Here is a 24,621-nt window from a genome sequence, read left to right on the forward strand (position 1 = left end):
AATCATGACGAAATCGGCAGCAGCGGTGCATCCGCGCAACTGGCGCAAGACCCGCATCGCGGTGATCGCTGTCATCGCGATCGCCCTGGTCGTCGCGCTGATCGGCGCCATCACGCCCTGGCCCTCCGCCATGGTCATCCGCACGGTCTTCACCTGGGGCGCCGAAGCGACCGTCGCCGAGATGAACCGGCATCTGCCGGATGCCGACCAGGTGGCGGAGACGCTCGACATCTCCTACGGAGACGACGGCGTCGACACCACGATGGATGCCTTCTCCCCGGCATCCGCCACGGAACCGTTGCCGACCGTGGTCTGGATCCACGGCGGGGCCTGGATCTCCGGCGCCAAGGAAGACGTGAACCCCTATATGCGGATGATCGCCGCCGAGGGCTACACCGCGATCTCGCTGAACTACACGCTCGGCCCGGAGGCGACGTATCCGACCGCCGTGCACCAGATCAACCAGGCCCTCGCCTACATCGATCAGCACGCCGACGATCTCGGTGTCGATGCCTCGCAGATCGTGCTGGCCGGGGACTCGGCCGGCGCGCAGCTCGCCAGCCAGATGGCGACCATCATCACGAACCCCGAGTACGCCGACATCATGTCGGTCGATCCGGCGCTCGACGCCACCCAGCTCGCCGCCACGATCCTCAACTGCGGCGTCTACGATCTTGCCGCTCTCGCCGCGCTCACCGGCATCGAGGGATGGGGGCTGAAGTCCGCGATGTGGGCGTACGCCGGAGACAAGACGTGGGCCGAGGGCGCCACCGGATCCACCATGTCGACGATCGACTGGGTCACGGAGGACTTCCCCGCCACATACATCTCCGGCGGCAACGGCGATGGTCTCACCTGGTTGCAGTCGATCCCGATGGCGCACCGTCTCGACGAGGTCGGCGTCGACCTCACCACACTGTTCTGGCCCGCCGCCCACGAACCGGCCCTCCCCCACGAGTACCAGTTCCACCTCGACCTCGATGAGGCCCAGACCGCACTCACCGAAACCCTCGATTTCCTCGACGCGCACACCGACCGCTGATCCTGTTGCACCGGGCGAAGGTTGTTGCGCGCGGATTCTAGGATGGTTCCGATGACGACCAACGAATCCCCCGGGTGCGGCCCGGCCTGCGCCTGCGGCGCCCCGGCGCGCGAGCAGTTCCTCACTCTTCAGGCGCCGGATGCCGCGTCGCGAGACCCGCGGAATGATGGCACCGGCCAGCATCCGATCCCCCAGGCCGGGATCCCGGCGGGAACGTTCGTGATGGGCGATGCGTCGGGCGACCGCAATCCGGGCGATGGAGAGATCCCCCTGCACCGGGTGACGCTGAAGGCGTTCTCGATCGATGTGACCACCGTCACCAACGACGCCTTCGCGGCGTTCGTCGCCGCGACCGGCTACCGCACCGACGCCGAGGCGTTCGGGTACTCGGCGGTCTTCCACGCGGCGGTCGCCGCCGATGACGATGACATCGTGGGACGCCCCGCGCAAACCCCCTGGTGGGTGGGTGTTCGCGGTGCCGACTGGACCCGCCCCGGCGGCCGACGCTCCGACCTCGACGGCCTCGGCGACCACCCCGTCGTGCACGTGAGCTGGAACGACGCCCAGGCGTACTGCGCATGGGCCGGACGACGCCTGCCCACCGAAGCGGAATGGGAGTACGCGGCCCGCGGCGGCCTGGAGCGCAAGAAGTATCCCTGGGGCGACGACGAAGTGGATGCCGACGGCTGGCGGGCGAACATCTTCCAGGGCCGCTTCCCCGAGGAGAACACCGGCGACGATGGCTTCCTCACGACCGCACCGGTCCGCTCCTTCGCCCCCAACGGCTACGGCCTCTGGCAGAGCGTCGGAAACGTGTGGGAGTGGTGCGCCGACTGGTTCAGCGCCGAGACGTACGCGGCCGGCGCTGCGACCGCGCCGACCGGACCGGATGCCGGTGAGCAGCGCGTGCTGCGCGGCGGCAGCTACCTGTGCCACGACTCGTACTGCAACCGGTACCGCAACGCGGCACGATCGCAGAGCACTCCCGACTCGTCGATGGGCAACGCCGGCTTCCGAACCGTCGCCGTCTGATCAGGCGACGGTGCGAGGCGGCTCTCAGAGCGCTCGGTGAGTGAACCGGCCTCCGACGAGCGTTGCCGCCACCGGCATCTCGCGCAGCTCGTCGCGATCGCAGGCATAGGGGTCGCGGTCGATGACCACGAGGTCGGCGGGCTGACCGGCATCCAGCGTCGACCGGGCGGATGCCGCGAGGGCGACATCCAGCGGAAGGCGCTGCTCCGGGTGCCACGAGTCACGGTCGCCGCGGCTGCGCGCGGTGGCGGCGCTGATCGAGATCCACGGGTCGAGCGGGGCCACGGGCGCATCGGATCCGAGGCGCAGCTCGGCACCGGATCGGTGCAGCGAGCCGAACGCGAACGCACGATCGGTGCGGCCGGCCCAGTGGTGGTCGGCGACATCACGGTCGTCCATGGCATGCTCGGGCTGGATGCTCGCGGCGAGCCCCAGCGCGGCGAAGCGGGCGAAGTCCTCCTCGCGCACCAGCTGCGCGTGCTCGATGACGCCCGTCATTCCGAGATCGGCGAACACATCGAGCACCTCGGTGTTCGCCCGGTCGCCGATCGCGTGGACGGCGGCCTCGATGCCGGCTGCGCGGGCACGCTCGAGCTGTCGGCGCAGTTCCGGGATCGACACGCTCTCCATGCCGCAGGAGTGCGGGTGCGCCGGGTCGGTGCCGGGGTACGGGTCCCAGCACCACGCGGTGCGGGTGTTCAGGGATCCGTCGACGATGACCTTTAGGCGCCCGAAGGTCACGAGGGACTCCGCATCGATAGAGGGGCCGGTGCGCCAGCCGTCGGCGATGACGGCCTCGAGCCGGTCGCCCCAGACCGCGGCGTCCACCCGCAGTCCGGTCAGGCCGCGCTCGACCCGGTCGCGCCACTCCGTGACGTTGTCGGTCTTCTCGTACTCGACGATGCCGACGACGCCACGGGCGGATGCCGCATCCGCCGCATCCCGGTACGCCTCGAAGGGCAGGTCGGATGCCGCATCGAAGGTGTGGAGCAGATCGATCCAAGGCCCTTAGCGCAGCAGTCCGGTCTCATCGAGCTCGACGCCGAGGTAGGCGGCCGCGGCGGAGTTCATCCAGCCGCAGTGCAGGTCACCGCTGACGAGCACGACGGGAACGTCGGCCACGGCCGCATCGAGGGCGGCGAGCGTGGCGGGCTCGACCCACAACCCGTCGCGGAATCCGTAGCCCATCAGCATCCCGTCCGCGAGCGGCCAGTCCGCGGCGCGGGCCGCGACCGTCGCGGCGATGACGTCCGCGGCGCTCGTCGTCTCGGAGAGGTCGATGCGGCGGCGGCGGATGACGTGCTGGGTGAAGTGCACGTGCGCATCCCAGAGGCCGGGACCGATCCAGCGTCCGGCGACGTCGACCGCTTCGCCGTCGGGCGCTCGTTCTCCGGCCGGCAGGACGGCATCGATCACACCGTCGCGGATGAACACGTCGACGGCTTCGGCCGCACCATAGGGGCGTACGCCGGTCAAGGTCAGGACGCTCATCGGCTCTGCTCCTCGTGGTGGATCGCAGACATGCGCGCCGCCAGCGACGGGTTGAAGTACGGCCCGGGCTCACCGAGCGCGGTGATCACGCGGTCGACGACCTCGGCGGGCTTGTCCTGACTCATCTTGTCCTTCGCCTCGAACCGGTCCACGCGCATCCGGAACCCGACCGTGCCGTGCACGATCCGCTCCGCGTAGGCGGTGTTCTCGAGGGTGCGGTGCATCAGGTACGGCTCGGGGAGCACGTTCTCGAAGTGCGAGACGAGTCGATCGAGCACGCGCAGATTCTCGTCGTCGGTGAGGATCTCCGGGGTGCCGTAGAGATGCGCGACGGCGAAGTTCCAGGTCGGGACGCCGGAGGGCACGCCGTACCAGCCCGGGGAGACGTAGCCCTGCGGGCCGTAGATCATCACCATCGCCTCGTGCCCGCCCAGCTCGTGCAGCCGCTCGTCGGGGCGGCCGACGTGGCTGAGCAGCACGATGCCGTCGGCGTCCTCGTCGAGAAGGATCGGATAGTGGGATGCGACGAGGCCCTTCCCCGGCACGAAGCTCACGATGCTCGCCCACGGGTTCTCACGCACCAGGGCGCGGATCGCGTCGACGTCGTCGAGTTCGTAATCGGGGTTGGGCCTCATCGCATCATTCCTTCGTGACGATCGTCAGATCAGAGTCGGGATCTCGTACCGGTGCGGCGTGCCAAAGCGGTGCGCCGAGATCGAGACGGCCTGCTCGCGCAGGTAGGGCAGCATCTCGATCCTGCCAGCCGAGAGGACCGGGCCGGCGTACACGGCGACCGCGGGCGATCCGCCCGTGTGCTCGGCGAGGACTGCGGCATCGCCGCCGACGAGACGGATACGACCGCCGGACTCGGCGATGCGGACAGCCCGCGCGCCCCATGCGGCGTCATCCTCGACCGCGACGCCGATGGCGGACTCCGTCGCCCAGGTCTGCACCGCGGCGGGCAGCGCCGCAGCCGTGCTGACGTTCAGCCGCGCACCGGTGCGCAGGCCCGCCGCGATCACACGGATCACCTCGGCGACGGATGCTTCGGCGAGACGGATCGTGACGGGGACCGTGCCATAACGGAGAGCGTTGTGCTCGGTGACCAGGCCGGTCGGGTCGCTGACCGCGCCGAACTCGCCCCGCCAGGCGGCGACATCAGTGGCGAGCGCGCCCTGCAGCCAGGCGGTATCCGCCGTGGCATCCACCGACGTCAACGCTGCCAGCGCGGCGCGCGAGAGCGCATCGCTCGGTGCGTCCGCGGTGACGGGCGCATCCGCCCAATCCGTGAGGCCGAGCACGTAACTCGGCCCGCCGGCCTTCGTCCCCGCACCGACCGCGGCCTTCTTCCAGCCGCCGAACGGCTGACGCTGCACGATGGCTCCCGTGATGCCGCGGTTGACGTAGAGGTTTCCGGCCTGAACGGCGGCGAGCCACTGGGCGATCTCGTCCTCATCGAGGGAGTGCAGCCCCGAGGTGAGGCCGTAGTCGATCGCGTTGACGAGGCCGATCGCCTCATCGAGCGTCTTCGCCGTCATGATGCCCAGCACCGGCCCGAAGTACTCGGTCAGGTGGAACGGGCTACCGGCGACGACGTTCTCCTTGATCCCCGGGCTCCACATCTGGCCGGCGTCATCGAGCTTCTCGGGCTCGACGACCCAGGACTCACCGTTCTCGAGCGTCGTCAGAGCGTGGAGCAGCTTGCCGTCGGCCGGGCCGATGAGCGGACCGATGCGGCTCGGCCCCTCCCAGGGCTGACCGACCTGGTACGAGCCGACGGCATCGATGAGCTGACGGCGGAAGCGCTCGCTGTCGGCGACCGAGCCGACGAGGATCACGAGGGATGCCGCGGAGCACTTCTGGCCCGCGTGGCCGAACGCCGAGTAGGCGACATCCTTCGCGGCCAGGTCGAGATCGGCGTGCGGGGTGACGATGATGGCGTTCTTGCCGCTGGTCTCGGCGAGCAGCGGCAGGTCGGGGCGGAAGCCGCGGAACAGCTCGGCCGTCTCGTAGCCGCCGGTGAGGATGACACGGCCGACGGCCGGATCGCTGACGAGCTTCTGCCCGAGTTCGCGGCCGTCCAGCTGCACGTACTGCAGGACATCGCGGGGCACGCCCGCCTCCCACAGCGCCTCGATCATGACCGCACCGGAACGGCGGGCCTGGCGGGCGGGCTTGATTATGACCGGCGAACCGGCGGCGAGGGCCGCGAGGGTGGAACCCGCCGGGATCGCGACGGGGAAGTTCCACGGCGGCGTGACGACCGTGAGACCCACCGGACGCGCCTCAGCGCCCTCGATCGCGTCGGCGGCCAGCGCGCTCTCGGCATAGTAATGGGCGAAGTCGATCGCCTCGGAGACCTCGGGGTCGCCCTGCTCGATGACCTTGCCGCACTCGGAGCCCATGACCTCGAGGAGGTCGCCACGGCGCTGCTCGAGGATGCGGCCGGCGCGGTGCAGGATCTCGGCACGCCCGGCGGCGCCCAGCGCCCGCCAGGATTCACCGGCGCCCACCGCGGTCCGGACGACCGCGTCGAGCTGCTCGGCGGAGTTCAGGGTGTGCGCCGCGACCGTCTCGTCACCGAGCTGCGATTCCTGCATGCGCGAGCGGATCGCGTCGCCCCACGCGCGGTTCGCGGCCAGGCTCGGGTCGGTGTCGGGGGTGTTCTCGAAGCCGGTCTCGGGCACCGCGATGATTCCCGCGGAGCGATCCTGGGTGCGATTGGAGGACGGCACCTCGGTGGGCATCGTCGTGATCGACGCGAGGAAGCGGTCGCGCTCGCGGGCGAACAGCGCCGGGTCGTCGTCGAGGTCGAACACCGCCGACATGAAGTTCTCGGTGGACGCGCCCTCTTCGAGACGGCGGATCAGGTAGGCGATCGCGACGTCGAACTCGGCCGGGTGGACGACCGGAGTGTACAGCAGCAGAGACCCGACCGTGCGGCGGATGACGGTCGCCTGCGCGGTCGCCATTCCCAGCAGCATCTCGAACTCGATGCCCGAGGTCGCGCCACGCTTCTCGGCGAGCAGCCAGGCCAGCGCGATGTCGAAGAGATTGTGCCCGGCGACGCCGATGCGCACGTTCTTCACGTGCTCGGGACGCAGCGCGTAGTCGAGGACGGCCTTGTACGAGGCATCCGTCGCCTGCTTGCTGTGCCAGGTGGCCAGGGGCCAGCCGTGCGTCTCGGCATCGACCTGCTCCATCGGCAGGTTCGCGCCCTTGACGACGCGCACCTTGATGTCTGCGCCGCCATCGGCGACGCGAACCGCCGACCACTCCTGCAGGCGGATCATCGCGCCGAGGGCATCGGGCAGGTAGGCCTGCAGGACGATACCGGCCGACAGGTCGCGGAATTCGGGGCGGTCGAGGATGCTCGTGAACACCGCGATCGTCAGATCGAGGTCCTTGAACTCCTCCATGTCGAGGTTGATGAACTTCTTGCCGCGCGCCTTCGCGATGCGGAACAGCGGCACGAGCGCCTCGGAAGCGTGCGCGACTGCCTCGTCGAACGCCCACGGGCTATGCGGGGCGACGGTGGAGGAGACCTTGATCGAGACGTAGTCGACATCGTCGCGCTCGAGCAGTCGTCGGGTGCCGGCGAGCCGGCGTGCGGCCTCCTCTTCTCCGAGGATGGCCTCGCCGAGGAGGTTGATGTTCAGGTGTACGCCCTCATCGGAGCGGATGCTGCGGATGGCCTTGCCGAGCTTGGCATCCGTGGCGTCGACGATGAGGTGGCGGACCATGCCGCGCAGCACACGGCGGCTGATCGGCACGACGATCCCCGGGAATGCCGGGGCGAGGGCCCCGCCGAGACCGATGAGACCGCGCAGCGCGAGCGGCAGGAACTTCGGAGTCAACGGCACGAGGTCGTGGAGGTTGTGGGCCGCGACCCTCAGGTCCTCCGGGCGCACGACGCCGTCGACGAAGCCGACCGTGAAGTCGAGCCCCTTCGGATCGCGCAGCACGCCGGCCAGGCGCTGGGCGGCAGCATCGCTGGGCACCTCACGGCTCTCCTCGAGCCAGCGGCGCACGAGCGCCACGGCGTCGTCGGCGAGCTCTGCCATTTCGGCGTGCTCGATGGGCGTCGATGTCGTCTGAGTCATCGGTCTTCCTCACTCCAGAGCGCGGCGTCGCCGCGAGTCCTCGTCTCAGTGTGCAGGCACTCGACCATTCGTGAAAAGCGAGCGTTTACGATGGATATCGTTCGATGTTCCCGAAGATAGCGAGGTGCCCGATGTTCGAGCTCCGACGTTTGCGCCTCCTGCACGAGCTGGCGCTGCGCGGCACCATCGCCGAGGTCGCCGCAGCCCTGGCGTACAGCCCCTCGACGGTGTCGCAACAGCTCTCCCTGCTCGAACGCGAGGCGGGTGCTTCGTTGCTCGAACCCGACGGTAGGCGCGTACGTCTGACCGCGCAAGGGCGCCTGCTCGCCGAGCATGCGGCCCGGGCGCTCGAACTCGACGAGGCCGTCCGCGCCGAGCTGTCGACGGCGCAGCACGCCGCGGAGGTCGTGCGCATCGCCGTCATGCCGACGGTCGCCGAGGCCGTCGTCCCGCGCGCCCTGACGGCGCTCGGGGCCCAGCATCCCAACATCCGCGTGCACATGGTCGAGATCCCACCCGAGAAAGCACTCTTCGAGCTGCAGGCCCGGACCTTCGACCTCGTCGTCGCGGAGCAGTACCCCGGCCACACCCGCGAACTGCGCGACGGCATCGAGCGCACCCTGCTGGGAAGCGACCCGGTGCGCATCGCCGTGCCCCCGCACTCGCCCGCGCGCGAACTCGCCGACCTGCGCGATCACCCCTGGGCCATGGAGCCCCAGGGCGCGACGGTGCGCCGATGGGCCGTGCAGCAGTGCCGCGCCGCCGGTTTCGAGCCCGAGGTGCGCTTCGAGGCCACCGACCTGATCGCCCATGCCCGCCTGGTCGCCGCCGGCCACGCAGCCGCCATGCTCCCCGATCTCGTCTGGACCGGCGACCGCGGCTCCGTGCGCCTGCTCGAACTGCCCGACTCCCCTGTGCGCGAGATCTTCGCCGCGACCCGGACGTCGTCACGCGACGACGAAACCCTCGCAGCGGTCCTCACTGCGCTGATCGATGCTCTGGCGGCCCACGAACCGCGATGACAATGGCGCTCGCCGTCACCATTCACAAGATCGCCCTGTTCTCAACCCCCTGTGCGAGCCCGATCGAACGGCCGAGGGTAGGGGCATGAGCCATCCAGACGACATCAAACAGCCCCTCGACCATCTGCCTCCCCTCGATGAGCGCGATAAGGCCGTCGAGATCGACGAGCCGGAGTACCCGACATCCGAGCCACCCACGGGGCCCGAGCACGCACGACCCGACACGGCCGCGGAGCCCGACAAACCCAACCGTCACGGCGTCGATCGTCTTCCTCCGAGCGGACGCTGATCTCGCCGCGGGCGGAGCCACCGGGCGCCGGGTGATCACTCAGGTGACCCGACGGGTGATCTTGCCCTCCGCTCACCCCCACCGGCACGCTTTCTCGGAAGGATCGGGCTGATGTCGCGGACGAAACCGCGACGTCCGACCGCTCGCGCGCACGCGGGCGACCGCCGCGAGAGGAAGCACAATGAGCAAGAGCCCCGAATCCACCGCCGTCAATGGCATCCGCGCCGCGATCGGGATCGGCGGGCTCCTCGCAGCCATCGTCGGCATCCTCGTGCTCGTGTGGCCGGGCCGCACCGCCATGGTCGTCACAGCGATCATCGCGATCTACGCGATCGCAGCGGGTCTGACCTATGCGGGTCTCGGCATCTTCAGCAAGTCCAAGGGCGGCTGGGCTCGGGTCGGACACATCGCGCTGGGCATTCTGTTCATCATCGCCGGCGTGGTCGCATTGATGAGCCTCGGCCAGACGATGCTGTGGCTCGCGGTATTCCTCGGTGTGATGGTCGGCATCATGTGGGTCGTCGAAGGCGTCGTCGCGCTGACGACCCTCGGTGATGCCTCGTCGAAGGGCTGGTCGGCGCTGTTCGCCGTCCTGAGCATCATCGCCGGAATCCTCCTGCTGTTCTCGCCGCTGTGGGGCGCCGAGGTGCTGTGGTGGCTGCTGGGCATCTCACTCGTCGTGCTCGGCGTGATGAACATGATCCGTTCGTTCCAGTTCGGCAAGAACGCGGCCTGAGGGGATCGGGCCATGTCGACGATCTCCGGACTCTGCAACTTCCGCGATACCGGAGGCATGCCCGTGCGTGGGGGCGGCACCAGCCGCCCCCACGCCCTGTTCCGCTCCGAAGCGCTGTCCACGCTCGATGCGGACGGCCTGCAGGATCTGCAGGGCTCGCCCATCCGGGTCGTGGTCGACCTGCGCACCGAGACGGAGCGCCACTTGGCTCCCGATCGTCTGCCCACGGGACGCGCATTCTCTACCGTCGACCTGTCGATCATGCAGGGAGCGACGAGCGACCTGATCGCGGGGGTCGCCGGCACGCCGGAATCCGCTCCCACGCCGGAGCAGATCACCGCGGCGATGTCGCGCCTTCCCGAACTCGGCGACCTGTACGTCGACATGCTCCGTGGCGGCGCCGACTCCTTCGTCCGCATCGCCCGGTTGATCGGAGCATCCGCCGGCGAAGAGGCGCCGAACGCTGTGCTGCTGCACTGCACCGCCGGCAAGGACCGCACCGGTGTCGCCACCGCACTGATGCTCGAGGCCGTGGGCGTCGAGCGTGACGCCGTGATCGTCGACTACGCGCAATCCGAGAAGAATCTCGCCGGGCCGTGGTCCGACGCGATGATCGGCATGATCGAGTCGTACGGGATTCCGGTCACCCCGAAGCTGCGCACTCTCGCAACGGGCACGCCCGCCTCTGCGATCGAGCAGGCCCTCGCCTGGACGGACGCTGCCGGCGGCGCACATGAGTACCTGCGCTCGGGAGGCTTGTCCTCCGCAGAATTCGATGCTCTGAGCCGCGCGCTCATCGCGTGAGAGTTTCTGATCGAAAGCCGCGGGAGCGGCACGCTTGCTGTTAGAGTCCCGCTCAGCAGCCGATAAAACAAGATAGAGGAAGATCAATGGCCGATTCGTCCAAGCCGTCGTCCGATTCGGGTGAGAAGTCCGCAGCCCGTAACGGCCGCATCATCGTTGCGATCCTCATCGCGATCGCGGCGCTCTCGTTCGTGTTCTCGAACGTCACTCACCTCACGTTGCGCTTCCTCTTCATGCAGTTCACCATGCCGGCCTGGGCATGGTTCCTCACCATCCTCCTCGCTGGTGTGGTGATCGGTTCGCTCTTCCCCTGGTTCCGGCCGAAGAAGAAGTAACCGCGCCGCGCACAGGCAGCACGGCCGGGAGGGGGAACGTCCCGGCCGAGCCGCCGAGCGCAGGCGGTCGCGCTACCAGGAAGGTGCGACCAGATGCAGTGACGACGGTGGGAGGGGCCGGATGAACTTCAACGACAGTGAATCAGCACGTGAGCAGCTGCACCGAGCGATGGACGAGGGCATCCCCGAAGTCATCGCACAGACCGCGACGACGCATTTCTGGCCGCTCTTCAACTCGTCCTACGACGTCCTAATCCGCGCGATCGACCGGGTTCCCCCGCGTGTGCTGGATCGATACCCGCTCTTGCGCACAGCGCATCCGATGACCCCCGTACTCGCGCAAACCGATCGTCCGTTCAAGCCTCTTCTCTATCCCGAAGAGGCCCGCGCCCTCTCGCCCGATCTCCTCATCCTCACGCTCACCGCGCAGATGATCGCCTTCCGATTCAGCGGCGATGTCGCCGCATCCGCGACGTACGCGAGACGCTTGCAGGAACGACTGAGCACCGTCGACTCGGATGCGATGCACCGCGCCGATGGCCCCCTGTGGTACGTCCATGCACAGATCGGATCGACGTATCTGCTCGCGGGAGACTCCGCTCTGGCTGTGCGCGTGTACGCGACAGCGGCGCGCTTGGCATCCCTGTCGCCTCAGCCCGATGCCACACGCTTCGTGCTCGCCCGGACGGCTCTCGCCCTCGCTGTGCGCGGGTCGCTCGAGCCGGCCGCGGCCCTGCTCGCCCAGTGCCGGGCAGAGCCTGAGCCGTCCCCCGCGCACCGGACCTCGACATCCGCCGCGGAGACGACGGCCGCCGCACTCATCGCCGCGGATCGGTTGACCGATGATCTGGAAGAGGTCCTCGCCGCGCTCGAGCCCCCGCACAGCTCCGACATGACCTGGCCGTTCGCCCTCCTCGCCCGAGCTCGCGCCCACCTCGGACAGAGACGCGCCTTCGAAGCGCTCGAGACCATCCACGTCACGCGGGACTCCCACCCGCCGCAGTACGGCTCGGTCGCCGACGACATCATCGCGGCGACCTCGATCGAGGCGCACTGCGCCGCCGGCGAGGAGAGCCAGGCCGCACCCATCGTCGATGCCCACTCGCGCACCGGCACGCGAACATTGATCGCCGAGGCCGGGCTCGCTCTGCGCGAGGGGCGATGGGATACCGCGGCGAAGGCCCTGAACCGAGTCATCTCAACGCCCGGGCTCGGCCCGGGGACGCGTGGCCGGCATCGGCTGCTGTCGGCCTGGTTGCAGTTCGCCCGACGCGGCACGGTGGACCCGACGACCGCGACGGCGTTCGCCGACATCGCCGAGACCGGTGATTTGCGTCGCATGCTCGGGACTCTGCCCGTCGCGCTCATCGACTCGGTGCGATCGCAGCTGCCCGCTGCCGCGGCCGTCGATTTCGATATCGCGATCGGTGGCCTGGACTTTCGCGACCTGCACGTGCGGCCCGCCCTCACCGACGGCGAACGACGTGTGCTGCATGCGTTGAGCACTCATGGCACGGTCAGCGATATCGCGGCGGCGTTCCACGTCTCGCCGAACACCATCAAGTCCCAGCTCAAATCCCTGTACCGCAAGCTCGACTGCACGTCTCGGGAAGAGGCGATCGAGATCGGGGCCCGTTTCCAGCCCGTCGGAGCACCCCAGCCCATCGCCTGATATACAGATGTAAATTAGACGCATGGACATCACCGACTACAAGATCATCGTCACCGGCGGAGCCAGCGGAATGGGCGCCGCGACCGTGCGCGCCTACGTCGCCGCAGGCGCGCACGTCGTCAGCATGGATGTGAACACCGACGGCGAGGCCATCGCAGCCGCAGCCGCTGAGCAGGGCCCCGGCACCGCATCGTTCATGAAGGTCGACATCGCCGACAAGGCATCCGTCGACGCCGCCTTCGATGAGGCCGTCACGAAGCTCGGCGATCTGGATGCCGTCGCCCACCCCGCCGCCATCCAGCGCCCCGGGGACGCAGCATCCGTCACCGTCGAGGACTGGGACCTCATGTTCGCCGTCGACGTGCGCGGCACCATGCTCGTCAACCAGGCGGCGCACCGGCACATGGCCGGTCAGCACCGAGGCTCGATCATCAACTTCGGCTCCGTCTCGGGCCTGCGCCCCGAACCGGTCGCCCCCGCCTACTCGGCGGCCAAGGGCGCCGTGCACTCGTGGACCCGCACCGCGGCAGCCGCCTGGGGCAAGGACGGCGTGCGCGTCAACGCGATCCTGCCGGCCATCGCCACCCCGATGTACGACACCGCGATCGGCCGTCTCGATGAAGAGGGCCGCGCCGCGCACTTCTGGCAGAACGAGCACTCGATTGCGCTCGGCCAGAAGTACGGCGACGCGGACCGCGACCTCGGCCCCGTCATGATCTTCCTCGCGTCCGAGGCATCGCGCTTCATCACCGGCCAGCTGCTGCCCGTCGACGGCGGCCAGACATCGGTCCGCTGATCACTGCGGATTCCTCGCGAGACGAGGGCGGGATGGATGCCGCATCCCCCGCCCTCGTCTCCGCACCCTCTGCGCGGCGGAGCACGACGGCTGCGCAGCGCCGCGAGCCGCGAGCGCTGCGCACCCGTGAGGCGATCGTCGCCGCGATTCGGGATGCTGTCTCCGAAGTTCCCCTCGAAGCGCTCTCCGTCTCAGAGATCTGCCGACGAGCGGGCGTGCACCGGGTGACGTTCTACGGGCACTGGCCCGATGCGAGCTCCGCGATCATCGATGCCTTCGCCTCGCTCATCGACCGGGTCGCGGCGGTCGATGTCGACATCGTGGCCGCCGCGCGCACACCGCGCGAACTCGCCGCCCGGTACGAAGCGGCCCTGGCCGGGCAGTTCATCCAGATCATCGCCCACCGCCCGGTTTATCGAGCCCTCATGGCTTCACCGGCGTTCGAGCAGGAGCTGTTCCGTGCGTTGCACGCCCGCGCCGAGGCCGCCATCGCCGCGCTGGAAGCACTCGGAACGGCCGTCCCCGGAAGCGGTTCCGGCATCGCCGCCGCCCAGCTCTCCGGCGGCGTCGTCGCCGCGTCGACCGCGTGGGCGCGCAGCGACCAGGACGATGTGGATGCTGTGACGGTCGAGAGCATCGCGCAGCTGCCCGGGTGGTGGCCGCGAATCTGACCGCGCCTGTGGCTCACCGCCGATTCTCCATCGGGTGATCCGCCGGGTGATTTCTGGCACCGTTCGTCCCGCGATGTCACCGACTCCTGTTGTATCGGGGGCATCCGCCTCCCGTCAGGTCGCTCAGGCCCGTCGGGGCGGAGACCGGAGACCGTTCGACATTGGAGTGAGATGCGTTATACGAGTGGGAACTACGAGGCGTTCGCGCGCCCCCGCAAGCCGCAGGGCGTCGATGACAAGCGCGCATGGTTCGTGGGGTCCGGCCTCGCGGCACTGGCCGGCGCCGCGTTCCTGATCCGCGACGGACAGATGAAGGGCTCGCAGATCACGATCTTCGAGCAGCAGCGCATCCCCGGCGGCGCGCTCGACGGCCTCGATGTTCCCGAAAAGGGGTTCGTCATCCGCGGCGGTCGCGAGATGGAGAGCAACTTCGAGTGCCTGTGGGACCTGTTCCGCTCGATCCCCTCGCTCGAGGAGGAGAACGCCAGCGTGCTCGACGAGTTCTTCTGGCTGAACCGTGACGACCCCAACTCGACGCTGCGCCGCACCACGAAGAACCAGGGCGAGGACGGCGGGACGAACTTCAAGTTCGACCTGAACGCGAAGGCCCAGCAGGAGATCTCGAACATCTTCATGGCCCTGCCGGAGGAGATGGAGGACAAGCGCATCGACGAGGTCTTCTCGCGAGCCTTCCTCGACAGCAACTTCTGGCTGTACTGGCGGACCATGTTCGCGTTCGAGGAGTGGCACTCGGCGCTGGAGATGAAGCTGTACCTGCACCGCTTCATCCACCAGATCCAGGGTCTTCCCGACTTCTCGACGCTGAAGTTCACGAAGTTCAACCAGTACGAGTCGCTCGTCATGCCGCTGGTGACCTGGCTCACCGACCACGGTGTGAAGTTCCAGTACTCCACCGTCATCACCGACGTCGACTTCGAGATCTCGGCCGAGACCGGCGTGAAGCAGGCGTCGCGCATCCACCTCACCGAGGACGGCGTCGAGAAGCAGCTCGACCTCACCGCGGATGACCTGCTGTTCATGACGATCGGCTCCCTCACCGAGAACTCCGATGACGGCGACCACCACACCCCCGCGAAGCTGAAGACCGGCCCGGCGCCGGCCTGGGACCTGTGGCGCCGCATCGCCGCGAAGGACCCGTCGTTCGGCAAGCCCGATGTCTTCGGCTCCGACATCCCCAAGACGAAGTGGGAGTCGGCGACCGTCACCACGCTGGATGAGCGCATCCCCGAGTACATCCAGAAGATCTCCAAGCGCGACCCGTTCAGCGGCAAGATCGTCACCGGCGGCATCGTCACCGTCATGGACTCCAATTGGCTCATGTCGTGGACGGTGAACCGCCAGCCGCACTTCAAGAAGCAGCCGAAGGACCAGATCGTGGTGTGGGTCTACGGACTCTTCCCCGAGGCCGTCGGCGACTACGTCAAGAAGCCCATGCAGGACTGCACCGGTGAAGAGATCACCCAGGAGTGGCTCTACCACCTGGGCGTTCCCGTCGACCAGATCGACGAGCTCGCGGCTACGGGTGCGAAGACCGTTCCGGTCATGATGCCGTACGTCACGTCGTTCTTCATGCCGCGCAAGCACAGCGACCGCCCCGCGGTCGTGCCGGAGGGCTCGGTGAACTTCGCCTTCATCGGTCAGTTCGCCCAGTCCCAGGAGCGCGACTGCATCTTCACCACCGAGTACTCGGTGCGCACCCCGATGGAGGCCGTGTACACGCTGCTCGACATCGAGCGCGGTGTGCCGGAAGTCTTCAACTCCACCTATGACGTGCGCGCGCTGTTCAAGGCGGTCACGAAGATGCGCGACGGCGAGGAGTTCACGATCCCCGGCGGTCCGCTCGCGAGGAAGTTCGCGCACCACCACATCGAGAACAACGTGGTCGGCCAGCTGATGGAGCACTACGGTCTCGTCGAGAAGTGACGATTGACGCTGCCCCCGCATGCTCTGCGAAGCGTGCGGGGGCGGCGCCGTTCTCGGGCATAAGAATGCAGGAAAGCAAACGAGGAAACCCCCTCACAAGGAGGGGGTTTCCATGGCGGTGACGGTGGGATTTGAACCCACGGTAGGGGTGAACCTACACAACATTTCGAGTGTTGCACCTTCGGCCGCTCGGACACGTCACCGAGAAAGAGTTTAGGTGACGATGCGCTCTCGCGCGAATCGTGATTCCCGCGCGCGTCGCACCTGGCCCCGGAACACTGTGTCTGCAGGTTTTGCACGGTGCGGGAAGCGGCCGTCAGAGCACCCGAGAGTTAGGATGGCCTAAACCTGCGACTGCGCAAGCGGAGGTGCTGCGGTGGGATTCATCACGTCCGAGGCTCTCGATGAGACCGGATACGTCGAGCTCGAACGACTCCAGAAGGTCGCCGAGCCGAGCGAGTGGCTCGACCTTGAATACGTCGGCTGGCGCTCATCCGGGGTGACCCGCTTCGCGCCGCTGGCCAGCTACGGCGGAGAGGTCGACTGCAACGGCTTCTGGAATCACACTCCCCCGCGCACCGACAAGGACGGCGTCTGGATCCCCCGCCAGGTCGACACCGCGCCGACCCTGACCGATTATGCCCGCGAGGCCGGCGCGAACGTCGGCCGCTGTCGCGTCATCGAGCTGCAGCCGAACACCTATGCGGACGCCGTCTACAACCTCCACCAGGACGACAACAACCGCTTGAACGAGGAGGGCTCCGGCTGGGTCGTGCGCTCGTTCGTCAACCTCACCGATGACCCGGACTCGCTTCTGCTCCTGCGCTCCGACCGGTTCGATCCGGCGACCGAGATCCGTCTCCCCCTGCCCGCGGGCACGCGCATGATCGTCGACACGCAGCGCTTCTGGCACGCGGTCTGGCACCGCGGCACCGCACCGCGGTATTCGCTGATCACCTCGCTCACGTCGGGCCCCGAGCTCGACGTGCACATCCGGGCCAACAACCCTGATCCTCGTCCGCGGAGCATCGAGCTGGATGCTGAGATGGTCAGCGCCGCGCAGGTCGAGATGCACCGCCGCATCGAGGAGCGCCGCCGCGCCTTCGAAGCGCAGGGTCTCGTGATGGAGCCCCCGGTCGACCTCTACTGACGTCGAGCGGATGCCGCAGCATCCGCCGAACCGGCAGACTGGACGGATGCCTTCCGCCGCACTCCTCCGCGATCAGATCGTCGCCCACATCGACACTGTCGCATTCGTCGCGCACGGGCTCCACGTGCGCATCGGCGACGACACCGCGACCCACCGCTGGGTCGCCGACGAACGCGAGGACATGCATTCCGCCGCGAAGGGCATCTGCGTCATCGCCGCGGGCATCGCCGCCGACGAGGGCCTGATCGATCTCGATGCGCCGGTCGCCGAATACGTGCCCGGTTTCTCCTTCGGAGACGGGGCGGACGCCGTGACGATGCGACATCTGCTGTCGATGACCAGTGGAATCGAGCTCCCCTGGTCGGAGGACATGATGACCCGCTGGCCGGACCTCGCCCGCGAGTTCTTCTCACGGCCGTCGCGCGGGCGCGTGTTCCAGTACTCCAACGCCAGCACCTACGCGGCGATGACGGTGCTGGCCACCCGCGTGGGCGATGTGCACGACTATCTCGTCCCGCGGCTCTTCGCTCCGCTCGGCATCCACGACGTCACCTGGGACCGATGCCCGAACGGCCGCATCATCGCCGGCGAGGGCATCGCCCTGTGCACCGAGGAGCTCGCCCGCATCGGCCTGCTGATCCGCGACAGCGGGCGGTGGAAGGGCGCGCAGATCGTCTCGCCGCAGTGGATCGACGCCATGCACACCGGCTGGGTGCCGGCGGGGAAGAACCCCGGCTACCAGCGCTACGCCCTCGCCGGGTGGGACGGTCCCGGCCCGGCCTGGCGCCTGCACGGCGCACACGGCAAGCTCCTGATCTTCATCGACGACGTCGTCGTCACACTCACCGCGCACGACCACTTCGCCGCGGATGCCGTCGTCGCCCGCATCGTCGAGCTCGTCGCGGGCGAAACAGCCGCCTGACCCGGCCCCTCTCTCCGTCCGGGTCAGACCGTCCGCCCGGCCTCGATCCGCACGATCCGGTCGATCGTGCCGACGGGCGGGGCGACATGGGAGATGAGCAGCACCGACTGCTCCCCCGCCGCGCGCAGCAGGTCGCCGAGAAGAGCATCGGATGCTTCCGGGTCGACCCCCGCCGTCGGTTCATCGAGAACGAGCACGGGGAAACCGCGCAGCAGCGCCCGAGCGAGCGCGATGCGCTGCGCCTGACCGCCCGAGACGAGCGCGCCCCGGTCGCCGACCCGGGCGTCGAGGCCGCCGCGTTCGCGCACCCAGTGGCCGAGCCCGACCCTCTGCAGCACGTCCAGCAGTTCGTCGTCGGTTGCCGTGTCGCGGGCGAACAGCAGGTTCTGGCGAATGTCCTCATCGAAGAGCTGAGGATGCTGTTCGCACAGACCGATCGTACGCCGCAGCGCCGGACCGCTCATGCTCGCAGCATCCATCCCACCGATGGTGAACACGCCCTCGGCGCGGAGGAATCCGACGAGCACCGCGGCGAGCGAACTCTTGCCCGCCCCGCTCGGCCCGGTCACGAGAACCTTCTCCCCGGGTCTCACATCGAGGGTGACATCGCGCAGCGCGGGCGCGCCGCCCGGCCAGCTTGCGCGCACGTCGCGCAGTTCGAGCGCCGTTCCAGCCGGATCGTCGTCGTCACCGGCATCCGTGCGCAACTCCTCCGGCATCTGCGTGGGAAGAGCATCGACGATGCGTTCGGCGCTCGCGCGCACGCTGCGCCACGACGACGCTGCGATCGGAACCGCCCCGAACACTTCGAAGACCACCATCGGCACGAGCACGACCACGGCGAGCCAGGGTCCGTCGATCACGCCCGAGCTCAGTCCGGGGGCAGCCGCAGCGATCGCGCACACCGACGCGACCCCCGCCAGAACCGAGAGTGCACCGGCCGCGAGCGCCTGCGAGAGCGAGGCACGGGTTACGGTGCGCCGCAGCGCCGCATCCGCGCGCTCGATCCGCTCCCGTGCCTGCGGCTCAGCGCCGAACGCGAGAAGCACATCCAGGCTGCCGAAGTAGTCGACGAGGGATGCCGACAGCTCACCGCGCTGCTCCGAGACGCGCTCCTCGGCCCGGGCTCCGAACAACCAGCCGAGCCCGATCGCCGCGAGGGCCGCGATCACCAGGCAGGCCAGCAGCGTGAGCGCAGCAGGAACAGAGATGAAAGCGATGAAGGCGACGGATCCGAGGCCGACGACACCCGCCACGGCCAGCGGCTGAACCACCCGCAACGGGAGGTTCTGCAGGTTCTCGACGTCGTCGACGAGAGCCGACAGCATGCGTCCGCGGTCCGTGCGGCCGAGTCCGGCCGGCGACAGCGGAACAAGACGACGAACCATGTCGGCTCTCGTCGCCGCCAGCTGTCGCAGCGCCGCGTCATGCCCCGACAGCCGTTCGAGGTAGCGGAAAACCGCTCTCGACACGGCGAAGAACCGCACCCCCACGACAGCCACCGACAGCGGCACGAGCGAATCGACGATCGAAGCGCTGACGATCAGCCACCCGCTCACCGCCAGCAGCGATACGGCCGCCGCAGCCGACAACACGCCCCAGATCAGACTGGGGAGGAACCGAGCCGTCGGCGGCTGCGCCAGACGCAGGACCTCGCGGACGCGCACGCTCCCTGAACCGCTCATGCCCGCACCCCCAGATCGACGATCCGATCGGCGTACTGACGGGCAGATCGGCGATGCGAGACGAGCAGGATCGTGGCCCCCGCATCGGCGGTGCGACGCAGGTTCTTCCACAGACGCGCCTCGGTCTCGGCATCCAGGGCACTCGACGGCTCATCGAGCATGAGAACGCGCGACGGGTCGGCCGCGTGCCGATAGAGCGCCCGCGCGACCGCGACGCGCTGCGCCTGCCCACCTGACAGGCCGCTTCCCTGCACACCGAGCTCCTGCGCGGGGTCGAGCTCCTCCGCGCCCGCCTCATCGAGGGCCCGACGCACACCGGCCTGATCCGGAGTTCCACCCAGCGCGACGTTCTCGGCGATCGTGCCGCGGATGAGGCCCGGGGCCTGCCCCGCCCAGGCGATCCATTCCGCGGGGGCGAGGTCTCGGACATCGACTCCGGCGAACCTCGCCGTGCCCTGGAAAGCGGCAGCCCCGCGCAGCGCAGCGAGCAGGCTCGACTTCCCCGACCCGCTCGGCCCCTCGATGAGAGTGACAGAACCGGCCGATGCTGTCAGTGAGATGGGCGGGAGGTCGCGGACGCGCAGCCCCTCCACGTACAACTCAGGAGATTCTGCGGCTGCGGCCGGGTTCATGGTCGTGATTCCGGGATTCTGCGGAAAATCTCCTGAGTTATTCAGGATGGGTCGGGCAGAAGCAGCGGGCCGGGAGGCCGCGCCGTCCTGGTCCAGCACGTCGAAGATGTCCTCGGTGGCGGCGACGCCTTCGGCGGCGGCGTGGAACTGCACCCCGACCTGCCGGATCGGCAGGAACGCCTCGGGCGCGAGCAGCAGCACGAACAGCCCGACCTCGAGGGCCATGTCGCCCGCGAGCAGCCGGAATCCGACCGCCACGGCGATGAGCGCCACCGCCAACGACGACAGCAGTTCCATCGCGAACCCCGACAGGAACGAGAACCGCAGCACCTTCATGGTCTCGCGCCGATATCCGTCCGCGGTGGCCTCGATCTGCGCCGAGGCCCGGCGCTCGCGGCCGAACAGGCGCAGCGTCGACAGACCCTGAACAGTGTCGGCGAAGCGTGCGGCGAGACGCTGCAGGGTCTGCCATTGCTTGCGCTGCACGGTCCGTGTCGCGATGCCGATGAGGATCATGAACAGCGGGATCAGCGGCAGGGTGATGAGGGCGGTGAGGCCGCTGGGCCAATCGTTGAGCCACATCACGATGACGATGACGGGTGTCGCGATGACCATCAGCACGAGCTGCGGCAGGTACCGGGCGAAGTAGGTGTCGAGGGCTTCGAGCCCGTGACCGGCGGTGACGGCGAGAGAGGCCTGGTTGCGGCCGGCGAGCCAGCCGGGGCCCAGGCGTCCCACGGCTCGCACGAGAGCCGCGCGCAGCTGGGCGCCGGTCTTCGCGGCCGCCTGCATCCCGGCGGCGTCGGATGCCGCGATCAGTGCGCCGCGCGCGAGGGCGAGCCCGATGAGCCAGACGAGGGATGCTCCGACGTCCCGCCCGGCGATGGCTCCGGTGACGGCGTCGGTGAGGAACCACGCGAAGGCGATGATGACCGCGGTCTGGAGAACGCCGATCACCGCTGCGAGGATGAAGAATCCCCGAGCGGCGGCGGCGTACTTCAACAGCCTCGGATCGACGGGTTTCACGCGTGCGCCGGAGCCCCCTCGATGGATGAGCGCGTGACGCGCTTGCGGAACACCCAGTATGTCCATCCCTGGTAGAGAAGCACCAGCGGCATGGCGAACAGGGCGGTCCAGGTCATGATCTGGAGCGTGTACTGCGTGCTGGAGGCGTTCTCGATCGTCAGGCTGAAGGCCGCGTCGATCGTCGAGGGCAGCACGTTCGGGAACAGCGCCGCGAACAGCGTGACGACGGCGAACATGGTGGTGATGGCGCCGAAGGTGAACGACCAGCCTTCGCGTCCGCGCACGTTCGTGATGATCGACAGCACGAGCGACACGGCGGCGAGCGCTGCGAGCACGAGCACGACGGGGCTGAAGAACGCGATGACGGTCCAGACGAGGAAGGCCGCTGCGACCACGAGGGTGATGAGCCCGGCGCGCAGCGCGAGCACGCGGGCTTCGGCGCGCAGCCTCCCGTCCGTCTTGAGCGCGATGAAGGTGACGCCGTGCGTGAAGAACAGCAGCAGGGTCGTCAGGCCGCCGAGCAATCCGTAGGGGTTGAGGAGCGTGAACAGGGTTCCCTGGAAGATGTGGTTCTCATCCAGCGGCACGCCCTGCACGATGTTCGCGAACGCGACGCCCCACAGGAATGCGGGGGCGGCCGAGCCGATCACGATCATGCGGTCGAAGCCGCGCTTCCACTTCTCGCTCTTGCCCTGGTGTCGGTACTCGAAGGAGACGCCGCGCATGATGAGGGTGAGCAGGATGAGCAGCAGCGCGAGGTAGAAGCCGCTGAACAGCGATGCGTACCACTCGGGGAACGAGGCGAACAGGCAGGCGCCGGCGACGATGAGCCAGGTCTCGTTGAGGTCCCAGACGGGGCCGATCGTGTTGATGATCTGCCGACGGGAGACGTCGTCCTTGCCGAGGAACGGCAGCGACATCCCGACCCCGAAGTCGAACCCGTCGAGGATGAAGTATCCGACGAACAGGAAGGCGATGATGCCGAACCAGAGTGTTGCGAGATCCATGTCCGCGTCCTTCCTCAGTACACGACCGACGGCAGCTGCGCTGACTCATCGGCGGGTTTCTCTTCCGTGTCCGGCCCCCTCTGGGCCGCTTTCACGATCAGGCGGATCTCGACGACGGCGAGCGCCGCGTAGATCGCGGTGAAGGCGACCAGCGAGATGAGCACTTCCAGTCCGCTCGTCCCGGGCGAGACGCCGTCACGGGTGGTCATGAGTCCGAACACGATCCAGGGCTGGCGGCCCATCTCGGTGAAGACCCATCCGACGATGTTGGCGAGGAGCGCGAGCGGGTAGGACCAGATCGCGATCTTCCACATCCACTTGGCGGGCTCGCGCTTGGCGTTCTTGCGCGTGATCCACAGGCCGACGACGGCGATGGCGGCGTGCGCCATGCCCAGGCCGATCATCCAGCGGAAGGCCCAGTAGGTGATCCACAGCACGGGGGTGAAGTCGGTGATGCCGGTGTCGGCGTATTCGACGGCGTACTCCGCGTTGAGGTCGTTGATCCCGTGCACGCATCCGTCGAGCGAGTGGTTCGACAGGAGCGAGAGCAGGTAGGGCACGCGGATGGAGAACAGGTCGGTCTTGCCGTCGGGGGTTCCGAGTGTGAAGAGGCTGAATGCCGCGTCCTTGCCGCACACGGTGTTGAACGTCGCCTCGGCCGCTGCCATCTTCATGGGCTGTGTAGCGTACATGGCAAGACCCAGCTGGTCGCCCGAGAGCACGACGCCGGTGACGGCCACGAGCATCCCCCAGAGTCCGAACTTGAGCGAGACCCGCATGGTGTCGACGTGCTGTCCGCGGGAGAGGTGCCAGGCCGACACCGAGATGATGACTCCGGCGGCGAACATGAAGGCGCCGAAGATCGTGTGCGGGAAGGCGGCGAGGGCGACGGGGTTCGTCAGCAGCGCCCAGAAGTCGACGAGCTCGGCGCGGTTCGTCTCGGCGTTGTACTCGTAGCCGACCGGGTTCTGCATGAACGCGTTGGCGGCGATGATGAAGTAGGCCGACAGGATGCTGCCGATGGAGACGCACCAGATCGTGAGCAGGTGCAGCTTCTGGCTGAGCTTGTCCCAGCCGAAGATCCACAGGCCGATGAACGTCGCCTCGAAGAAGAAGGCGAGCAGACCCTCGAAGGCGAGCGGGGCGCCGAACACGTCACCGACGAAGCGGGAGTAGTCCGACCAGTTCATGCCGAACTGGAATTCCTGCACGATTCCGGTGACGACGCCCATGGCGAAGTTGATGAGGAAGATCTTGCCGAAGAATCGGGTCAGATGCAGGTACTGGATCTTTCCGGTGCGCACCCAGGCGGTCTGGAAGATGGCCGCCGACAGCGCCATGCCGATCGTGAGGGGCACGAAGAGGTAGTGGTAGACGGTCGTGAGACCGAACTGCCACCTCGCGAGGACCAGCGGATCCAACCACTCCATCAGACGACTCCTTCTCTGGGACTTCGGCCAGACTATGTCTGGCCGAACCGCGATGATCGCGCTGCAGGCCGTGAATAACGGCCAGTCCGGGATGGGCCCCCGGGATGCGATTACGCGGCGGTGTCCGTCAGGCGCAGCTGCACCGTGCACTCCTGAGGCATGGCTGGTTCGTGCACGGAATCGGCGGCCAGCGGGCCGCCGGCCTCCGTGAGCACCCCCTGCATGAGACTCAGATGCACCCGGCACAGCACCGGACGATCCTCGGGTCGTGCCGCGGCGTGCGGGCACGGGGTGAGGTCCACAGTGAGCCGGTCGTCGTCGATGACGGGCTCGAATCCGCTTTCTTCAAGATGTTCGATGAGGGCGTCGAGCTGGTAGGTCGCTTCGCGCCCCAGATCGGATGCCGCGGCCGGAACCATCCGGCGCATGAGGTCGCCGCGACGGGCGGCCGCGGTGACCTTGTCGCGGGCGACGGGGCTGGAGGCTCCGGGCGCTCCGGTCGCCGCGCTGTACAGGGTGCGCGGACGCCCCCGTGTGGCGCGGCGTTCGATGGCCGGGATCACGTATCCGCCCTCGATGAGCCGCTGCAGGTGCTCGCGCACGGTGTTCGCATGCAGCCCGGTGACCTCGCACAGCTCGCCGATCGTGCGGTGGGGTCGCGACTGGACCAGGTGCAGGATCTGCACCCGGGAGTATGTCGAGATCGGACCGCAGGCGGGTCTGGCGATGGCCATGTCTCAATTATCCCGACGTCCTGATCAGCCCACGATTTCCGGGCCGTGAATATTCGGTTTTCGCGATAGGGATGTCTGATCCGGTCGATAGCGCTCCT

Annotated in this window: 22 protein-coding genes and 1 tRNA gene; 13 read left to right on the forward strand and 10 right to left on the reverse strand. The window is 68.2% G+C overall.

Annotated elements, in window-relative coordinates; all coding sequences use genetic code 11:
- The first annotated feature begins 4 nt into the window (after positions 1–4).
- Positions 5–1,042, forward strand: coding sequence for an alpha/beta hydrolase (locus tag ACWAUG_RS01665; protein ID WP_460800742.1), 1,038 nt, complete (start codon positions 5–7; stop codon positions 1,040–1,042).
- A 51-nt stretch (positions 1,043–1,093) separates the two neighbouring features.
- Positions 1,094–2,074 (forward strand): formylglycine-generating enzyme family protein, encoded by a 981-nt coding sequence (locus tag ACWAUG_RS01670; protein WP_460800743.1) that lies wholly within the window; start codon positions 1,094–1,096, stop codon positions 2,072–2,074.
- Between the two features lie 24 nt (positions 2,075–2,098).
- Here ACWAUG_RS01670 and ACWAUG_RS01675 read toward each other — a convergent pair whose 3' ends face one another.
- The 4 genes from ACWAUG_RS01675 to ACWAUG_RS01690 are packed head-to-tail and all read right to left on the reverse strand — an operon-like array spanning position 2,099 to position 7,668.
- Entirely contained in the window at positions 2,099–3,073 is a 975-nt protein-coding gene (locus ACWAUG_RS01675) for an amidohydrolase family protein (protein WP_460801135.1), read from the reverse strand.
- Between the two features lie 9 nt (positions 3,074–3,082).
- Complete coding sequence (locus ACWAUG_RS01680; RefSeq protein ID WP_460800745.1) at positions 3,083–3,565, reverse strand: amidohydrolase family protein; 483 nt, start codon at positions 3,563–3,565, stop codon at positions 3,083–3,085.
- On the reverse strand, positions 3,562–4,200 hold the full coding sequence (locus ACWAUG_RS01685) for an FMN-binding negative transcriptional regulator (protein WP_460800747.1): 639 nt from the start codon (positions 4,198–4,200) through the stop codon (positions 3,562–3,564). Before ACWAUG_RS01685 ends, ACWAUG_RS01680 begins: the two co-directional genes overlap by 4 nt.
- A 24-nt stretch (positions 4,201–4,224) precedes the next feature.
- Positions 4,225–7,668, reverse strand: a complete 3,444-nt coding sequence (locus ACWAUG_RS01690) for a bifunctional proline dehydrogenase/L-glutamate gamma-semialdehyde dehydrogenase (protein WP_460800749.1) — start codon at positions 7,666–7,668, stop codon at positions 4,225–4,227.
- A gap of 131 nt (positions 7,669–7,799) precedes the next feature.
- Between ACWAUG_RS01690 and ACWAUG_RS01695 the strand changes: the two genes are divergently transcribed.
- From ACWAUG_RS01695 to ACWAUG_RS01735, 9 genes are all read left to right on the forward strand, one after another.
- On the forward strand, positions 7,800–8,690 hold the full coding sequence (locus ACWAUG_RS01695) for a LysR family transcriptional regulator (RefSeq protein ID WP_460800751.1): 891 nt from the start codon (positions 7,800–7,802) through the stop codon (positions 8,688–8,690).
- Between the two features lie 85 nt (positions 8,691–8,775).
- The gene (locus ACWAUG_RS01700; RefSeq protein WP_460800753.1) at positions 8,776–8,979 is read left to right on the forward strand and encodes a hypothetical protein; all 204 of its coding nucleotides are present in this window, start codon (positions 8,776–8,778) and stop codon (positions 8,977–8,979) included.
- Positions 8,980–9,160: 181 nt separating this feature from the next.
- Positions 9,161–9,715 (forward strand): HdeD family acid-resistance protein, encoded by a 555-nt coding sequence (locus tag ACWAUG_RS01705; RefSeq protein ID WP_460800755.1) that lies wholly within the window; start codon positions 9,161–9,163, stop codon positions 9,713–9,715.
- A 12-nt stretch (positions 9,716–9,727) separates the two neighbouring features.
- Positions 9,728–10,519, forward strand: coding sequence for a tyrosine-protein phosphatase (locus ACWAUG_RS01710; RefSeq protein WP_460800757.1), 792 nt, complete (start codon positions 9,728–9,730; stop codon positions 10,517–10,519).
- An 86-nt stretch (positions 10,520–10,605) separates the two neighbouring features.
- Entirely contained in the window at positions 10,606–10,854 is a 249-nt protein-coding gene (locus ACWAUG_RS01715; RefSeq protein ID WP_460800759.1) for a LapA family protein, read from the forward strand.
- Between the two features lie 121 nt (positions 10,855–10,975).
- Positions 10,976–12,526 carry a response regulator transcription factor gene (locus tag ACWAUG_RS01720; RefSeq protein WP_460800761.1) on the forward strand — a complete coding sequence of 517 codons (1,551 nt, stop codon included), beginning with the start codon at positions 10,976–10,978 and terminating at the stop codon, positions 12,524–12,526.
- A gap of 22 nt (positions 12,527–12,548) precedes the next feature.
- Positions 12,549–13,322, forward strand: coding sequence for an SDR family NAD(P)-dependent oxidoreductase (locus ACWAUG_RS01725; protein ID WP_460800763.1), 774 nt, complete (start codon positions 12,549–12,551; stop codon positions 13,320–13,322).
- A 32-nt stretch (positions 13,323–13,354) separates the two neighbouring features.
- On the forward strand, positions 13,355–13,993 hold the full coding sequence (locus ACWAUG_RS01730; RefSeq protein WP_460800765.1) for a TetR/AcrR family transcriptional regulator: 639 nt from the start codon (positions 13,355–13,357) through the stop codon (positions 13,991–13,993).
- Positions 13,994–14,164: 171 nt separating this feature from the next.
- Positions 14,165–15,937: an oleate hydratase gene (locus ACWAUG_RS01735; protein WP_460800767.1), complete on the forward strand. Its 1,773-nt coding sequence runs from the start codon at positions 14,165–14,167 to the stop codon at positions 15,935–15,937.
- A 113-nt stretch (positions 15,938–16,050) separates the two neighbouring features.
- Here the strand turns inward: ACWAUG_RS01735 and ACWAUG_RS01740 are convergent.
- Positions 16,051–16,140 (reverse strand) — tRNA-Ser (locus tag ACWAUG_RS01740).
- A gap of 173 nt (positions 16,141–16,313) precedes the next feature.
- On the opposite strand from ACWAUG_RS01740, the gene ACWAUG_RS01745 reads away from it, so the two are divergent.
- Both ACWAUG_RS01745 and ACWAUG_RS01750 read left to right on the forward strand, forming a co-directional pair.
- The gene (locus tag ACWAUG_RS01745; RefSeq protein WP_460800769.1) at positions 16,314–17,087 is read left to right on the forward strand and encodes a hypothetical protein; all 774 of its coding nucleotides are present in this window, start codon (positions 16,314–16,316) and stop codon (positions 17,085–17,087) included.
- A gap of 46 nt (positions 17,088–17,133) precedes the next feature.
- Positions 17,134–18,009: a serine hydrolase domain-containing protein gene (locus ACWAUG_RS01750; protein WP_460800771.1), complete on the forward strand. Its 876-nt coding sequence runs from the start codon at positions 17,134–17,136 to the stop codon at positions 18,007–18,009.
- 23 nt (positions 18,010–18,032) lie between these two features.
- Here the strand turns inward: ACWAUG_RS01750 and cydC are convergent, their stop codons facing one another.
- From cydC to ACWAUG_RS01775, 5 genes are all read right to left on the reverse strand, one after another.
- Positions 18,033–19,694: a thiol reductant ABC exporter subunit CydC gene (cydC, locus tag ACWAUG_RS01755; RefSeq protein WP_460800773.1), complete on the reverse strand. Its 1,662-nt coding sequence runs from the start codon at positions 19,692–19,694 to the stop codon at positions 18,033–18,035.
- Positions 19,691–21,418 (reverse strand): thiol reductant ABC exporter subunit CydD, encoded by a 1,728-nt coding sequence (gene cydD, locus ACWAUG_RS01760; protein ID WP_460800775.1) that lies wholly within the window; start codon positions 21,416–21,418, stop codon positions 19,691–19,693. The genes cydC and cydD overlap by 4 nt, the downstream gene beginning before the upstream one ends.
- On the reverse strand, positions 21,349–22,359 hold the full coding sequence (cydB, locus tag ACWAUG_RS01765; protein WP_460800777.1) for a cytochrome d ubiquinol oxidase subunit II: 1,011 nt from the start codon (positions 22,357–22,359) through the stop codon (positions 21,349–21,351). The genes cydD and cydB overlap by 70 nt, the downstream gene beginning before the upstream one ends.
- Before the next feature lie 14 nt (positions 22,360–22,373).
- Positions 22,374–23,789: a cytochrome ubiquinol oxidase subunit I gene (locus ACWAUG_RS01770; protein ID WP_460800779.1), complete on the reverse strand. Its 1,416-nt coding sequence runs from the start codon at positions 23,787–23,789 to the stop codon at positions 22,374–22,376.
- A 110-nt stretch (positions 23,790–23,899) separates the two neighbouring features.
- Positions 23,900–24,523, reverse strand: coding sequence for a helix-turn-helix transcriptional regulator (locus ACWAUG_RS01775; RefSeq protein WP_460800781.1), 624 nt, complete (start codon positions 24,521–24,523; stop codon positions 23,900–23,902).
- Between the last annotated feature and the right edge of the window lie 98 nt (positions 24,524–24,621).

The organism is Microbacterium sp. GXF6406, assembly GCF_054798215.1.

What these genes read in the sequence shown, in the direction of transcription:
- ACWAUG_RS01665 (WP_460800742.1), top strand. Translation starts at nt 5, where the DNA reads ATGACGAAATCGGCAGCAGCGGTGCATCCGCGCAACTGGCGCAAGACC.
- ACWAUG_RS01670 (WP_460800743.1), top strand. Translation starts at nt 1,094, where the DNA reads ATGACGACCAACGAATCCCCCGGGTGCGGCCCGGCCTGCGCCTGCGGC.
- ACWAUG_RS01680 (WP_460800745.1), bottom strand. Translation starts at nt 3,565, where the DNA reads ATGAGCGTCCTGACCTTGACCGGCGTACGCCCCTATGGTGCGGCCGAA.
- ACWAUG_RS01685 (WP_460800747.1), bottom strand. Translation starts at nt 4,200, where the DNA reads ATGAGGCCCAACCCCGATTACGAACTCGACGACGTCGACGCGATCCGC.
- ACWAUG_RS01690 (WP_460800749.1), bottom strand. Translation starts at nt 7,668, where the DNA reads ATGACTCAGACGACATCGACGCCCATCGAGCACGCCGAAATGGCAGAG.
- ACWAUG_RS01695 (WP_460800751.1), top strand. Translation starts at nt 7,800, where the DNA reads ATGTTCGAGCTCCGACGTTTGCGCCTCCTGCACGAGCTGGCGCTGCGC.
- ACWAUG_RS01700 (WP_460800753.1), top strand. Translation starts at nt 8,776, where the DNA reads ATGAGCCATCCAGACGACATCAAACAGCCCCTCGACCATCTGCCTCCC.
- ACWAUG_RS01705 (WP_460800755.1), top strand. Translation starts at nt 9,161, where the DNA reads ATGAGCAAGAGCCCCGAATCCACCGCCGTCAATGGCATCCGCGCCGCG.
- ACWAUG_RS01710 (WP_460800757.1), top strand. Translation starts at nt 9,728, where the DNA reads ATGTCGACGATCTCCGGACTCTGCAACTTCCGCGATACCGGAGGCATG.
- ACWAUG_RS01715 (WP_460800759.1), top strand. Translation starts at nt 10,606, where the DNA reads ATGGCCGATTCGTCCAAGCCGTCGTCCGATTCGGGTGAGAAGTCCGCA.
- ACWAUG_RS01720 (WP_460800761.1), top strand. Translation starts at nt 10,976, where the DNA reads ATGAACTTCAACGACAGTGAATCAGCACGTGAGCAGCTGCACCGAGCG.
- ACWAUG_RS01725 (WP_460800763.1), top strand. Translation starts at nt 12,549, where the DNA reads ATGGACATCACCGACTACAAGATCATCGTCACCGGCGGAGCCAGCGGA.
- ACWAUG_RS01730 (WP_460800765.1), top strand. Translation starts at nt 13,355, where the DNA reads ATGGATGCCGCATCCCCCGCCCTCGTCTCCGCACCCTCTGCGCGGCGG.
- ACWAUG_RS01735 (WP_460800767.1), top strand. Translation starts at nt 14,165, where the DNA reads ATGCGTTATACGAGTGGGAACTACGAGGCGTTCGCGCGCCCCCGCAAG.
- ACWAUG_RS01750 (WP_460800771.1), top strand. Translation starts at nt 17,134, where the DNA reads ATGCCTTCCGCCGCACTCCTCCGCGATCAGATCGTCGCCCACATCGAC.
- cydC (WP_460800773.1), bottom strand. Translation starts at nt 19,694, where the DNA reads ATGAGCGGTTCAGGGAGCGTGCGCGTCCGCGAGGTCCTGCGTCTGGCG.
- cydD (WP_460800775.1), bottom strand. Translation starts at nt 21,418, where the DNA reads ATGGACATACTGGGTGTTCCGCAAGCGCGTCACGCGCTCATCCATCGA.
- cydB (WP_460800777.1), bottom strand. Translation starts at nt 22,359, where the DNA reads ATGGATCTCGCAACACTCTGGTTCGGCATCATCGCCTTCCTGTTCGTC.
- ACWAUG_RS01770 (WP_460800779.1), bottom strand. Translation starts at nt 23,789, where the DNA reads ATGGAGTGGTTGGATCCGCTGGTCCTCGCGAGGTGGCAGTTCGGTCTC.
- ACWAUG_RS01775 (WP_460800781.1), bottom strand. Translation starts at nt 24,523, where the DNA reads ATGGCCATCGCCAGACCCGCCTGCGGTCCGATCTCGACATACTCCCGG.